The sequence below is a fragment of the Chungangia koreensis genome (assembly GCF_042651785.1).
Lineage (GTDB): Bacteria > Bacillota > Bacilli > Bacillales_A > Planococcaceae > Chungangia > Chungangia koreensis.
Genome location: NZ_JBHSEC010000019.1, coordinates 81,790 through 96,084, shown reverse-complemented (window position 1 = coordinate 96,084; position 14,295 = coordinate 81,790). Strand labels below are relative to the sequence as shown.

General features: G+C 43.8%; 17 protein-coding genes. 16 read left to right on the top strand and 1 reads right to left on the bottom strand.

Going from position 1 to position 14,295, the window contains the following annotated elements; genetic code table 11:
* Positions 1-21: 21 nt before the first annotated feature.
* From atpG to ACFOZY_RS09510, 16 genes are all read left to right on the top strand, one after another.
* Positions 22-879 carry an ATP synthase F1 subunit gamma gene (gene atpG / locus ACFOZY_RS09585; protein ID WP_378154755.1) on the top strand — a complete coding sequence of 286 codons (858 nt, stop codon included), beginning with the start codon at positions 22-24 and terminating at the stop codon, positions 877-879.
* 34 nt (positions 880-913) lie between these two features.
* Entirely contained in the window at positions 914-2,329 is a 1,416-nt protein-coding gene (gene atpD / locus ACFOZY_RS09580; protein ID WP_378154753.1) for a F0F1 ATP synthase subunit beta, read from the top strand.
* Between the two features lie 24 nt (positions 2,330-2,353).
* The gene (locus tag ACFOZY_RS09575) at positions 2,354-2,761 is read left to right on the top strand and encodes a F0F1 ATP synthase subunit epsilon (protein ID WP_378154751.1); all 408 of its coding nucleotides are present in this window, start codon (positions 2,354-2,356) and stop codon (positions 2,759-2,761) included.
* Positions 2,762-2,847: 86 nt separating this feature from the next.
* Positions 2,848-3,084, top strand: a complete 237-nt coding sequence (locus ACFOZY_RS09570; RefSeq protein WP_378154749.1) for a DUF1146 family protein — start codon at positions 2,848-2,850, stop codon at positions 3,082-3,084.
* Positions 3,085-3,433: 349 nt separating this feature from the next.
* Entirely contained in the window at positions 3,434-4,732 is a 1,299-nt protein-coding gene (murA, locus tag ACFOZY_RS09565) for a UDP-N-acetylglucosamine 1-carboxyvinyltransferase (RefSeq protein WP_378154746.1), read from the top strand.
* 120 nt (positions 4,733-4,852) lie between these two features.
* Positions 4,853-5,866, top strand: coding sequence for a stage II sporulation protein D (spoIID, locus tag ACFOZY_RS09560; protein WP_378154744.1), 1,014 nt, complete (start codon positions 4,853-4,855; stop codon positions 5,864-5,866).
* A gap of 30 nt (positions 5,867-5,896) precedes the next feature.
* Positions 5,897-6,550, top strand: a complete 654-nt coding sequence (locus tag ACFOZY_RS09555; protein WP_378154742.1) for a peptidoglycan DD-metalloendopeptidase family protein — start codon at positions 5,897-5,899, stop codon at positions 6,548-6,550.
* 73 nt (positions 6,551-6,623) lie between these two features.
* The gene (locus ACFOZY_RS09550) at positions 6,624-6,917 is read left to right on the top strand and encodes a sporulation transcriptional regulator SpoIIID (RefSeq protein ID WP_378154740.1); all 294 of its coding nucleotides are present in this window, start codon (positions 6,624-6,626) and stop codon (positions 6,915-6,917) included.
* Positions 6,918-7,056: 139 nt separating this feature from the next.
* The gene (locus ACFOZY_RS09545; protein ID WP_378154738.1) at positions 7,057-8,685 is read left to right on the top strand and encodes a M20/M25/M40 family metallo-hydrolase; all 1,629 of its coding nucleotides are present in this window, start codon (positions 7,057-7,059) and stop codon (positions 8,683-8,685) included.
* 215 nt (positions 8,686-8,900) lie between these two features.
* Positions 8,901-9,887, top strand: a complete 987-nt coding sequence (gene mreB / locus ACFOZY_RS09540; protein WP_378154736.1) for a rod shape-determining protein — start codon at positions 8,901-8,903, stop codon at positions 9,885-9,887.
* A gap of 18 nt (positions 9,888-9,905) precedes the next feature.
* A complete protein-coding gene (locus ACFOZY_RS09535; protein ID WP_378154734.1) occupies positions 9,906-10,745 on the top strand; it encodes a flagellar hook-basal body protein in 840 nt (279 codons plus the stop codon).
* A gap of 22 nt (positions 10,746-10,767) precedes the next feature.
* On the top strand, positions 10,768-11,607 hold the full coding sequence (locus tag ACFOZY_RS09530; protein ID WP_378154732.1) for a flagellar hook-basal body protein: 840 nt from the start codon (positions 10,768-10,770) through the stop codon (positions 11,605-11,607).
* Between the two features lie 14 nt (positions 11,608-11,621).
* Entirely contained in the window at positions 11,622-11,954 is a 333-nt protein-coding gene (locus tag ACFOZY_RS09525) for a DNA-directed RNA polymerase subunit beta (RefSeq protein WP_378154730.1), read from the top strand.
* 265 nt (positions 11,955-12,219) lie between these two features.
* A complete protein-coding gene (gene fabZ, locus ACFOZY_RS09520; RefSeq protein WP_378154728.1) occupies positions 12,220-12,657 on the top strand; it encodes a 3-hydroxyacyl-ACP dehydratase FabZ in 438 nt (145 codons plus the stop codon).
* Positions 12,658-12,749: 92 nt separating this feature from the next.
* Positions 12,750-13,139: a hypothetical protein gene (locus ACFOZY_RS09515; RefSeq protein ID WP_378154726.1), complete on the top strand. Its 390-nt coding sequence runs from the start codon at positions 12,750-12,752 to the stop codon at positions 13,137-13,139.
* 90 nt (positions 13,140-13,229) lie between these two features.
* Positions 13,230-13,577: a hypothetical protein gene (locus ACFOZY_RS09510; RefSeq protein ID WP_378154724.1), complete on the top strand. Its 348-nt coding sequence runs from the start codon at positions 13,230-13,232 to the stop codon at positions 13,575-13,577.
* Positions 13,578-13,704: 127 nt separating this feature from the next.
* On the opposite strand, the gene ACFOZY_RS09505 is transcribed toward ACFOZY_RS09510, so the two are convergent.
* Positions 13,705-14,136, bottom strand: coding sequence for a YwpF family protein (locus ACFOZY_RS09505; protein WP_378154721.1), 432 nt, complete (start codon positions 14,134-14,136; stop codon positions 13,705-13,707).
* Positions 14,137-14,295 lie beyond the last annotated feature (159 nt).

Genomic DNA, 14,295 nt, shown 5'->3' with positions numbered 1-14,295 from the left:
AAACAATAAGGTGGTGAGAGAGTGGCTTCATTACGTGATATTAAAAATAGGATCACTTCGACAAAGAAGACGAGCCAAATTACGAAAGCGATGCAAATGGTCTCCGCTTCCAAATTGAACCGTGCGGAATTGAACGCGAAATCGTTCGTCCCTTACATGGAGAAAATCCAGGAAGTGGTCGGTTCCATTGCAGCAGGTACAACTGATGCTGGACATCCGATGCTAAATAACCGCCCTGTGCAAAAGACCGGTTATTTCGTCATCACGGCTGACAGCGGACTTGCAGGTGCCTACAACAGTAACGTAATCCGTGCCGTTTCCAATGCAATCCGCGACCGCCATAAGAGCAATGATGAATTTGTGATTTTGGCTGTCGGCCGTGTCGGAGCAGAGTACTTCGAAAAACGGGGATACAATGTGGTCCAAAAGAAGATCGGTCTACCTGATCAACCTTCTTTTGCCGATATCAAAGCGATGACTCAACGAGCTGTCGATTTGTTCACTGACGGTACGTATGACGAACTCTATATGTACTACAACCACTACATCAGTGCCATTTCACACGAAGTGACTGAGAAAAAGGTATTGCCATTGACTGATTTAGCACAAGAAGGAACGACTTCATCCTATGAATTCGATCCTTCAGGTGAAGCGATTTTGGAAGTCTTGCTTCCTCAATACGCTGAAAGCTTGATCTATGGTGCACTCCTCGATGGTAAAGCCAGTGAACATGCTGCCCGTATGACGGCAATGAAGAGTGCGACTGATAATGCGAACGAATTGATCGGTACATTAACACTTTCATATAACCGTGCACGTCAAGCTGCAATCACCCAGGAAATCACGGAGATTGTCGGCGGTGCCGCGGCATTAGAATAGGTTGCTTGATAAAAGTAAGACAGGAGGGAATAGTATGAACAAAGGACACGTTCTTCAAGTAACTGGTCCGGTTGTCGACGTTCAATTCGGCAACGGCCAATTGCCTGAAATCAATAACGCGTTAACAGTTGTAATTGAACGTACCAATGGTGAAAACGAAGTTTTGACTCTTGAAGTCGCACTTCACCTCGGTGACGATGCTGTCCGTACGATTGCGATGTCTTCGACGGATGGTTTGAAACGTGGTGCTGACGTTACGGATACAGGCGCGCCTATTTCCGTACCAGTTGGTGACGTAACTCTTGGACGTGTATTTAACGTTCTTGGCGACGTGATCGACTTGGGTGAAGAAATCCCGGCTGCAGAACGCCGCGATCCGATCCACCGCGCAGCTCCAACATTTGAAAACTTGACTACAGAAGTTGAAATCCTTGAAACAGGCATTAAAGTAGTTGACCTTTTGGCTCCATACATCAAAGGTGGTAAAATCGGTCTCTTCGGCGGTGCCGGTGTAGGTAAAACGGTTCTTATCCAGGAATTGATCAACAACATCGCTCAAGAACACGGTGGTATTTCCGTATTCGCAGGTGTTGGTGAACGTACTCGTGAAGGGAACGACTTGTTCCACGAAATGAGCGATTCCGGAGTTATCAAGAAAACAGCGATGGTATTCGGACAAATGAACGAGCCGCCTGGTGCGCGTATGCGTGTTGCTTTGACTGGTTTGACAATGGCTGAATACTTCCGTGATGAAAAAGGCGCTGACGTGCTTCTATTCATCGACAACATCTTCCGCTTTACACAAGCAGGTTCCGAAGTATCCGCCCTTCTTGGACGTATGCCATCTGCCGTTGGTTACCAACCGACTTTGGCTACTGAAATGGGTAAATTGCAAGAACGGATCACTTCTACAACGAAAGGTTCCGTTACATCTATCCAAGCGATTTACGTACCAGCCGATGACTATACGGATCCGGCTCCGGCTACAACATTCGCTCACTTAGATGCAACGACAAACCTTGAGCGTAAGCTTTCCGAGATGGGTATTTACCCAGCGGTTGACCCACTTGCTTCTTCTTCCCGTGCGCTTTCTCCTGAAATCGTCGGAGAAGAACATTACGAAGTGGCGACACAAGTACAACAAACGCTACAACGTTACCGTGAACTTCAAGATATCATTGCCATCTTAGGTATGGACGAGTTGGGAGACGACGACAAACTTGTCGTAGCACGTGCCCGCCGTATCCAATTCTTCCTGTCCCAAAACTTCCACGTTGCGGAACAGTTTACTGGTCAACCGGGATCTTACGTTCCAGTAAAAGAAACGGTCAAAGGCTTCAAAGAAATCCTTGATGGTAAATATGATCACCTTCCAGAAGATGCATTCCGCTTGGTCGGCCGCATCGAGGAAGTGCTTGAAAAAGCGAAAAGCATGGGTGTAGAAGTATAATTAAAGGGACCAGGAGGGGAAAAAATGAGTACAATTAAAGTAAATATTGTCACTCCCGACGGCCCGGTATACGATTCCGAAGTCGAAATGGTCATTGCCAGAACAGCAACTGGTGAAATTGGTGTACTTCCGGGACATATCCCGACGGTTGCACCACTTGAAATCGGTGCTGTGCGCTTGAACAAAGACAACGGTGCTGCAGACCTCGTCGCTGTAAGTGGCGGTTTCATTGAAATCCGTCCCGATAAGGTGACAATCTTGGCCCAAGCTGCGGAAACTGCCACAAATATTGATGTCGATCGTGCGAAAGCTGCGGCTGAACGTGCCCAGCAACGCCTACAACAGGCTAAACAGGATGATGTCGATATGAAGCGTGCCCAGTTGGCTTTGAACCGTGCGATGAACCGTATCAACGTATTTGAGGGTAAATGATAAATAATAGAGAACGGACAGGGAACATGTTTCCTGTCCGTTTTTCTACAAATTGACTTTTTATGAGTCTTTCGGAGGAAATGAAGATGAACTTAATGATTGGGCAACAAGCTCTCTTAGGAATAATCTCCCACGTCTTCTTCATAGGTTTAGCTTTTTATGCCTTAAGGGCCATCATGTTTGATAAATGGATTAAAAAAAATCACGTTTTTCAAGCGCAACTCCTCTATATTTTGCTAAGTATAACCATCGGAAGTATAGTATCGAACTTCTTTTTAGACATATCCTATTGGTCAAAAGAACTCCCATTTCTTTTTGGTTAGCACTTGTTCTATATGATCCTGTATACGGAAAACCGCATGCAGGCTCATGGAGATCATGACTTAACACCTATAAATCTGTTGAAATATGTTTGTAACAAACGCAATACGGGAAACTACCCTGTAGAAATACTTCCATTGATACATAACAATTGAAATCAACCGACACAAAAATTATGGTTGGCACGTATCTTATAGTACGACAAATTATCACAAAATAAGACAAACGGTCCTTGTCTTAAGCCAAGAAAATCGGTATGATTGAGGTTGTTTTATTGTCTCAAAAAAGAAGTATATGACTTGGAATGTAAATAGATTATGGAATTGACAATAGAAGTCGGAGGGACTTAATTTGGAGAAGATCGTGGTTACTGGTGGCCGCCAACTGAATGGGAAAGTACGGGTAGAGGGAGCAAAGAATGCTGTACTACCAGTATTGGCTGCTGCATTATTAGCAACTGAAGGTAAAAATGTCATTCGTGATGTACCAAACTTAGCGGATGTTTATACAATTAATGAAGTATTGAAAAGCTTAGGAGCAGATGTTTCGTTTTCCCCTGATCGCAACGAGGTCATCATCAACTCCCAATATCCTTTATCAAGCGAAGCGCAGTTTGAATATGTTCGGAAAATGAGAGCATCTATATTGGTCATGGGACCACTTTTGGCACGAAACGGCTTTGCCCGTGTAGCACTTCCTGGAGGCTGTGCAATCGGATCCCGTCCGATCGATCAGCATTTAAAAGGCTTCGAAGCAATGGGTGCATCCATTTCATTTGGACACGGCTACGTTGAAGCGAAAACAGTTGGAAAGTTAAAAGGAGCGAAAATCTATCTTGACTTCCCAAGTGTTGGTGCAACAGAAAATATTATGACTGCTGCTGCTCTTGCTGTGGGTACAACAGTTATTGAAAACGCAGCAAAAGAACCTGAAATTGTGGATTTGGCTAACTTTATCAACGAAATGGGCGGTCGTGTAATTGGAGCAGGTACGGATACAATCCGGATCGAAGGCGTCCAAAAACTGTCCGGTGCTGTTCACCATATTATTCCTGATCGGATTGAAGCGGGTACATTCATGATTGCTGCTGCGATAACTCGTGGAGATGTGATTATTGAAAATGCGGTGCCTGAACATAGCGCAGCTTTAATTTCTAAGCTTCAGGAAATGGGTGTATCGATTTTAGAAGAACAGGATGGACTTCGCATATGTGCGAATGATCCATTAAAATCTGTTGATATTAAAACAATGCCATATCCAGGCTTCCCAACTGACATGCAATCACAAATAATGGCATTGATGTTGACAGCTAATGGGACGGGTGTGTTAACTGAAACTGTATTCGAAAATCGTTTCATGCACGTGGAAGAATTCCGGCGAATGAATGCATCTGTTAAAATTGAGGGCCGTTCTGTCATTATGAATGGACCGTCTGACCTTCAAGGAGCTGAAGTTGCTGCAACAGACTTGCGTGCAGCTGCTGCATTGATCTTGGCAGGTCTCCGAGCAGAAGGCATTACGCGTGTTACTGAATTGAAACACTTAGACCGCGGTTATGTGAACTTCCACTTAAAACTTGCATCATTAGGTGCAGATATTATCCGCATTTCACCAGAAGTCAAAGAAGAAAAAGAAGTACAAACTGTATAATCGCACCGGACCAGGCCTATAGGCTTGGTTCCGGAGAAAGCCCGTTGTTTTATGAGAATTACTGTTCTCTTAAACCAATGGGTTTTTCATATTTTCAAAACTAATTCATATAGTGGAACTATGAGAAAACAACTAGCAAGACTCAAATGGAAATGGAAGTATAAGAAATTCAATCCGCTTTATTTAATTGCTGCCGCGTTCCTCTTGCTCGCCTTATCTCTATTCTTTACACCGATTCTACTAATCGAACGTGCAGAAAGTAGTAATTCCATCGTAGAAATTGTTCAAGAGGATGAATGTGTGATCATGCTCACCGTAGAGGGTGAGACAAGACAAATCCCACTTGAAGAGTATGTGGTCGGTGTAGTGGCTGGGGAAATGCCGGCCATTTTCCATCCTGAAGCATTAAAAGCTCAAGCGATTGCTTCGAGAACTTACGTGCTTCGGCTCACAGAGAATGGACAAAAACCGATTCAGCCTACGGTGGAACACCAAGTCTATCGTTCAGAAAAAGAGCGAAAAGAGAGATGGGGAAAATCATTTAAAGAAAACGAAACGAAAGTGAGGGAAGCGGTAAAAGCTACAAAGGGCCAAGTCATTTTTTATGAGGACAAGCTAATTACAGCCATGTTCTTTTCTACGAGCAACGGAATGACGGAAACAGCTAAAAACTATAGCGGAAATGCAATCCCTTACTTAAATAGTGTCGAAAGTTCAAAGGAAGCTGAAATCGCTCCAAACTTCAGTAATACATTTGAGGTGCCCTTATTTGATTGGAACAAAGCACTCGGTTTTGAGTGGAATGATGATCTATTCAAAGATTTGAAACTTATACGGAATGCTTCTGGGCGGGTACAGACGATGGTCGCCGGAGCCTATACGTTTACAGGTCGTGAAGTACGGGACAAACTAAAGCTGCCATCTACTGATTTTGATATTGCGTACGATCTATCAAACAAAATTGTCCATATTACAACGACAGGTTATGGACATGGCGTGGGGATGAGCCAATACGGAGCGGAAGCGTTCGCAAGAGAAGATTGGAAGGCGGAGGACATTTTAACCTACTACTATCAAAATACTGAAATAAAAAATTTTCCAATTGAGGAAGAAGCATGTTTAAAATCATCTTAACTTGCAGACAATGCAATTGAGGTGATGAAAATGAGAGAAGACAAAACGAAACAAACTTCTCAAACTAGTAAGCAGAAAAAAGCGTGGTTCTGGCCAGCAATCTATGGTGGAATTGCAGTGTTATTCGTAGGCATGATTTGGGGTTACACAGCACTTATGGATGATTCCTCGAAGGACTCCGGTGAAGTTGCCGATGGTGGCAAGGGCGGTCAAGTAACAGTTGAAACAAACGCCAGTGCAGAAAAACTGAAGTATCCATTTGACGAAGCAAACTTAGAAAATATGAAGGTACTTCAAAGATTCTATGATGTAGAAGCGGATGCGGAGTCCCGTGAAAGTGCGTTACTTGTGTTCAATCAAACATATGTAACAAACAATGGAATTACAGTTTCAATGAATAACGAGCCATTTGAAGTATTGGCAGCTATGAGCGGAACAGTAGAAAAAGTGACTTCCGATCCGTTCATGGGCAATGAAGTCATCCTATCGCATGCAAATGGCATGAAGACAGTCTATCGTTCTGTTACTGGTGTTTTAGTTAAAGAAGGCGACCAAGTAGTTCAAGGTGATCCTCTTGCAACAACTACTGAAAATGAATGGAATCCAACTGCTGGAGTCCACCTTCATTTTGAAGTATTACAAGACGGCGTATACCAAAACCCACAGTCTTATCTTGCATTCTAAGAATTCGTTCTGAAATCAGGTTCTCCCGCATAAATTGGAGGAAAACGTTCGTACATTAGGAAAGGAAGAGAATGTGCACGAACATATCCGGCATCGATGTTTGCGGCTTGGAGAACTGCTGAAGGAAACGGGTTTGACTGTGAGGGCCTTGGCCAACACAACAGGCTATTCGAAAAGTACTGTACACAAAGACTTGACTGAGCGTCTCCCTCTCGTGAATGAAGCGTTATCGAAAGAGGTCAGCGAAATTTTAGCTTACCACAAATCGATTCGCCATTTACGTGGAGGCGAGGCGACAAGACAAAAGTGGATGCAGAAAATAGACGAGATCAGCCAAGAAAAGGAGCTGTCCCAAACACCGGAGTAATTCCGGTGAAGGGCAGCTCTTTTTATTTTTCTCTAAAGCTATTGACCTCCATACTTTGCAGAGCATATATTCTTAATAGTTAAGTGGAAAATAATGTGTATGCCTTAGTAGATAGATATCTTTTATAAGGAGAATGGGGATGGAGCAATTATTGACGAGAGAACAGTTCTTGTGGGATACACCAGAAAAGCTGAGGGCATTGCTGAATGAGCTGGTGAGCTGGAAAAGTATAACGTTGTCGGATGGCGAAAAGGAATTTGCTTTGAAGCTACATGAACGATTGGGAAAGCTCAATTACTTTAAAGAGAATCCAACACATATAAGGCTGCATGAAGCTGACTCTGAAAGAAGTGCCGTGACAGCCATCTATAAACATCCATCTGCTGTCGATACAGTGGTCCTGATCAGCCATTTCGATACGGTGGAAACTGGGGAGTATGGAACGCTTGAACCGCTTTCTTGCCGGCCGGAAGAACTAACTGCAAAGTTGATGGAGGATCCTTCCGTTTTACCTGAAAACGCAAAAGAAGATTTGTTATCGGGAAAGTATTTATTCGGAAGAGGAACTATGGACATGAAAATGGGCTTAGCTCTTCATATGCAGCTTATTGAGAAAGCAAGTGCGGAAGAGTGGCCAATCAATCTAATTTTAACGACTGTTCCGGACGAAGAAGTGAATTCGGCAGGAATGCGGGCTGTTGTACCGAAATTGGTGGAGATCCAGGAAGAGTTCGGCTTGAACTACGTGCTGTATTTGAACAGTGAACCAAGCTTCACGCAAAATCCGGCAGATATCGAAGAGTACGTATATTCCGGTTCTATCGGCAAAATAATGCCAGCTGCACTGTTTTACGGAAAAGAGACACATGTCGGGGAACCGATGAAGGGGATGACAGCGAATTATATCGCAAGTTATTTGACCCAACGGATGGAGTTCAACGCTTGCTTCCGTGAAACGGACCTTGGTGAAAGCACTCCTCTTCCTGTTTCGTTGCAGCAAAAGGATTTGAAGCTTAACTATTCAACCCAGACACCGTATCGTGCCGCAGCTCTTTATAATGTGTTTTTATTCAAACGCACAGCTTCTGAAGTGATGGAGCTGTTTGAATCAGTTGCCAAAGATGCGATGGCAGCGCTCAATGAAGATTACCGAAAAATCTGTGAGCGTGAGCAGGTGTGTGGAGTCGGAAGTGTCAAAGTACTTCGCTATGAAGAGCTTTTGACATATGCTCTGAAAAAGTTGGGGGAGTTAGAGGTAAACCTTCTTAAGCAAGTGGTTTTAAGTAATGAGGAATGGGATGATCGTGAAAAATCGTTACGGATTGTTGATCAGCTAATGATCCAATGTCAGGAGCTGGCACCTGCAACTGTCATTTTGTTTGCCCCGCCTTATTATCCGGCGGTGAATACATCTACCCATCCTGTTGCAAAAGCTGCCATTGAAGTGGTGAAGAAGTCTGCACTCACATTCAACAATACCATTACACAGGTACACTATTTCAATGGTATATGCGACTTGAGTTATTTGAATTACGAGGATGCAGGAAACGGATGGACAGCTTTTGAAAAGAATACACCTGTTTGGGGAGAAACCTACAGCATCCCATTTGAAGATATGGCAAGATTGAGAGGTCCTGTGCTGAATGTAGGTCCTTTCGGGAAAGATCCGCATCAGAAAACGGAGCGGCTTCATGTGGATAGTGCATTCATAGAAATGCCGGCCATGTTAGAAACATTAATAAAAAGCTTATATTCAATAGAAACTTGAATGATAGAGGGATGTATAGTGGCCAATGGCTATTATACATCCCTTATTATAATTACTCAACAATTTCTAATATTTACCGATGTAAGAGAAAAGGATTAATTCAAGTGGGAATTCGTAGGAAATACAGTATGTTATTCCTATTACACGTATGCTAAAATAGTATATTAGAAGATAAGATGAACGTGAAACCAACAGTTGGAAGGGGAAACAGCTGAATGTTTGCTAAAGATATCGGAATCGACCTTGGCACAGCCAATGTGCTCATCCATGTAAAAGGGAAAGGGATTGTACTGAATGAGCCATCGGTTGTGGCAATCGATAAGTCAACCAACCGTGTGTTGGCAGTTGGCGAAGAAGCGCGTCAAATGGTCGGGCGGACACCGGGGAACATTGTCGCCATTCGTCCATTGAAAGACGGCGTCATTGCCGATTTTGACGTTACGGAAGCCATGCTTAAGCATTTTATAAATAAATTGAACGTGAAAGGATTCCTTTCTAAACCGAAAATTCTCATCTGCTGTCCGACGAATATTACGAGCATAGAGCAAAAAGCGATTCGTGAAGCGGCTGAGAAATCCGGAGGGAAGAAGGTCTATTTAGAGGAGGAGCCGAAAGTGGCTGCAATTGGGGCTGGCATGGATATTTTCCAACCTTCCGGTAATATGGTCATCGACATCGGCGGTGGGACAACGGATGTCGCAATCCTTTCCATGGGCGATATCGTAACTTCTGAATCAATCAAAGTGGCGGGAGATTTATTCGATCACGATATTCTGCAGTATATAAAGAAAAAACATAAGCTGTTGATCGGCGATCGCACAGCAGAAGATATTAAGATCAAAATCGGTTCCGTCTTTAGGAACGGACGTAAAGAAGAGATGGATATTCGCGGACGAGATATGGTGACGGGCCTTCCACGTACAATTACCATTACGTCAGAAGAAGTGGAAGAGGCTTTAAGTGAGCCGATTGCACTGATTGTACAAGCGACGAAAAACGTATTGGAACGCACGCCGCCTGAGCTGTCTGCTGATATTATCGATCGTGGAATTATCTTAACGGGTGGTGGCGCTTTGCTACATGGACTTGATCAACTTCTCATTGATGAGTTGAAAGTACCGGTATTTGTGGCTGAAGAACCGATGGACTGTGTGGCAAAAGGAACCGGACTTATGCTTGAAAATATAGATAAAGTAAAATAAAACAGTAGGTGAAAAATTATGTTCCGCGGATTTTATACAGTGGCATCCGGAATGGTGGCCCAGCAACGGAGAACTGAATTACTGACGAACAACATGGCAAATGCGAACACTCCAGGTTTTAAGGCTGATCAATCTGTCGTCCGGTCATTCCCGGATATGCTGCTATCGCGGATCGGTAGCACGAACATTCCGGTTCAAAAAAACTTGAACTTGAAAACTGCAAAACAAGTTGGTGCAGTGAATACAGGCGTTTATTTGCAAGAGACGATTCCTCAATTTATACAAGGCCAAATTCGGGAAACAGAATTGACGACGGACCTTGCACTTGTTGATGGAGCAATGCCAGCGGATCCAGCAACAGGAGTCGCTGGAGCGATCTTCTTCCGTCTTGAAAACGGGGAAGGACAGGAGCTCTACACGAGGAATGGGAACTTGACGCTTGATGCGGATGGTTACTTAGTGAATCCTCAAGGGCTGTATGTTCTTTCCGAAACCGGTGAGAGGATTCAGCTTCAGAACGACAACTTCTCGGTGACTCCTGATGGACGGATCATGCAGGAAGATGGGGAAGTAGCGAGAATTGGAATCTCATTCGCCAATAATCCAGAACTTCTTTTGAAACAGGATAATGGACTATTCAGTACCGGTGAAAATGGTAATCTTCCGTCCGCTTATGGGGAGGAAGGCGTTACCTTCTCCATGCAACAAGGGTTCTTAGAAGGCTCCACTGTTGATCCTTCCAAAACGATGACGGAACTTCTAACGGCTTACCGTGCGTTTGAAGCGAATCAGAAAATCCTTCAAGCATATGACCGAAGCATGGAAAAAGCTGTGAATGAAGTGGGTCGTGTCAATTGAGGATAAGTAAGGAGGAAACGGCATGCTAAGAACGATGATTACAGCAACGAATACAATGAGCCAGCTGCAATCTCAAATGGATGTCATCGGGAATAACCTTTCAAATACATCAACGCCTGGATATAAAGCAAGGGATGTAAAATTCCAAGAGTTGCTTTATCAGCAGTTCAATAACGATAAGAAAGACGCCGCACCACGGCAAACACCTGTCGGAATCCGATATGGCGCCGGAGCTGCACTTAGCCAAGTGCAAATGAACTGGAAAGTCGGTACATTACAGCCGACGGACCGTGGCTTGGATTTTGCATTTACTGCACCAAAACAGTATTTTAATGTGTTAATGCCAGGAGAAGGTGGAAGCCAACAGACGGTCTATACAAGACAAGGGGCATTCTATGTAACACCTGTTGAGAACGGCCAATTAATGCTGGTGAACGGAGATGGCTATCCGGTAGCTGATGCGAATGGTGATGCGATTAGGTTTGGGGAAAATGCATCAAACTATGGACACGGTGATGGCGGTACGCTGAACGTAAGCTACGCTGATGGTACAACGGAACAAATTCAGCTTGGTGTTACAGTCGTTGAGCGTCCGCAACTGATGCAGCATTTATCCGATACGTATATGACTTTGCCGGTAAATATGGCTGATTTAGGCGTAGCGCCGGAGGATGTACTGACTGAAATGGTCGGAGCGGACCGCGCAGACATCGGGATGCAAAATGGAGCTTTGGAAGCTTCAAATGTTGATATGACAAAGGAAATGACGGAACTCATTAATACGCAAAGGTCTTACCAATTCAATGCGAGAGCCGTCACACTTGCTGATCAGATGCTTGGTCTGATTAATGGAATCCGCTGATTCGGGGGTCAAACATGATTGAAAAAATGAACGACAGTGCCTCCGGTACTACTTCCAATCGACGTATAGAACGGAAGTTAGAGGAGAAGCCTGCAAATAAGACAAATCCTTTTAAACGTTTCCGTAAGCAAAAAGAAGATGGAGAAGAAAAGCGGACAGTCTGGGTTCAAATTCGGCTCTTTCCAATTTGGGTCCGCATTCTGATCGTTCTGCTTTTATTAGCTGGAGCAGCGGCAGGCGGACTTGTCGTCGGATACGGTATAGTAGGCGACGGGGAACCGGCAAATGCATTAAAATGGGATACATGGATACATCTTTTAAATATTATCCAAGGGAAAGAGTCGTAACCGGCTCTTTCTTCATTGTTACCATATAGATATTTATTAATGTTGATAAATGATGATGGTTTAATATTTGGTGAACGGAAGGCGGCGACTCCTGCGGGACAGCGAGACAGTCCAAGACCCCACAGGCGCAGCCGAGGAGGCTTGGCGCGAGCCCGCGGAAAGCGTCCGCCAGTAGTTCTAATTTTGAAGTAACTTGCGTGTAGCGCTTTTGTTATCATTAGGCGGAACAAGCCTGATTTATACATAAAGAATGGGAGGAAAGGCCATGTTAAATGCAACTGAAATTCAAGCAATCCTACCTCACCGTTATCCATTCCTACTCGTCGATCGTATTTTGGAAATCGAAGAAGGAAAAAGAGCGGTGGGCATCAAAAACGTCTCTATCAATGAGGACTTCTTCAATGGACATTTTCCGGGTTATCCAGTCATGCCTGGGGTATTGATCATAGAGGCACTCGCACAAGTTGGCGGTGTGGCATTGTTGCAGAAGGAAGAATATCGTGGACGGCTTGCGTTCCTGACAGGAATCGATAATGCACGTTTCAAACGCCAAGTTCAACCCGGTGATCAACTTCGTTTAGAAGTGGAATTCGTCAGGTTGAGAGGTACGATGGGCAAAGGCCATGCTGTGGCAACAGTTGATGGTGAAATTGCCTGTGAAGCGGACATTTTGTTCGCCATTGGTCCAAAAGCAGCGGAATAATAGCTGATTTGCCTTAATCGACAAGTTTCGATAAAATGAGGTTTATATGTTTGTATGATGGCAGCTGTTAACGTAGGAGGTTAACGATCTAAATGTACAAGGACTTATCCGGAAATATTAAAAGCAGTATTACTCGATCCATCACCACAACGTTCGAGCAGTATATGGCAAATATCCAGTGGGATGAAGATAAATTCGATTTGAAGGATTTTATTGACAGCTGGAAAGAATATATAACGACAAAAGCATCCTGGTACAATTCCGTGCCGGAGGACGTCAAAATAAACCCGCAATTCCATGAAGAGTTGGCACAAAAGATCAATCAAACCATTGAAAAAATTTTATCTGAGCCGCCATCCGAACAGCAAATTGCTGATATTGAAATACTTCAGGAAAAGTTTGATACGCACTATGAGTATGCTTGTAAAGCAGAAGCTTCATACGTGGAGCAAATTTTGAAAGAGAAGCAAAAACAGGAATAACAATCTCGGGATAGTTCCCTCTTTTTTAGGCCAACCTACATTATCGCATGTGAACCATGTGACAATTGAGCCGAAAGGAGGGAATTTTTCATGTGGAAAAAGTCGATTCCGTTGCTAATGGCAACTGGTTTAGTGCTTACTGCTTGTAACAACAATGACAACGGGGCACTGCCGAATAATAACGAAACGCCAATGCAAGACGTCAACGACCGTACTAACCAATGGGTGCCTGACACTGGGGATAACAACGATGTGAACAACTTCGATGGGTTCCAAGATAATAATGGAAATGGCACGATGAACAACGGTGGTACTGGAACAAATGACGGACTGAACGGAAACGGAACAGACCGTTTGAATGATAAAGATCTTAGAACTCCTGATATGAACGGAAACAACAACGCTGCTCCAAATGGTAATGGCGGCGGTATGCGATAATGGAACTTATGAAGAAAGCTTCCGGTTTTAACCGGAAGCTTTTCTTGTTGGTACAAAGGCGTGCCAAATAACTGCCCAGCAATTTTGCGAAGCGGTGGAGCAGCCAGGACGCGGCGTAGTCTTCCTCTTATGTCCGGTCTTTCTTCAATCTTGGCCGCGACTTCATGCCTTCTTTAAAACCTTCAAGCAATTCCCCGTCTGAAAGTCCTTCTTCAAGTAATTGTTCCAGTAATTGCTCTGCATATTGGCTTCGGATCCTCTTTAAAGTTCCCTTCATTAAAACTGAAATGTTTTCACCAATTTCCTTCACGGCATAAACTACGACGTTAAAGGCGGCTGGTTCGTTTTCAGGGTAAGAAATGACTACCCGTACATCGATCGGTTCCTGGGATTTCTCATACTTCTCGAATATTTCTTTGAATTTCCGGTCAGTATAGGCTTCTAAAATCCAGGAGCGATGACTATTTTCTTGATTAATGCAAATACCGTCCTGTAAAGGATAGTCTACAATCTCTTCGTTTTCGACTACTCCGATTGTGAGCATTTTGAATGACTTCATACAGAACCGCCTTTCCCGACTTATTTGGCCCTATTATAGCATAGTGATGTGTATTCTTTAGAGATGCCAAATTTTTATTTTCTAAAATGAGCGCCACGTAGAGATAACGGGCTTTAGGAAAGAAAAGAAAAATAGTCGACTGTCGAAAAGTGAGTTTTG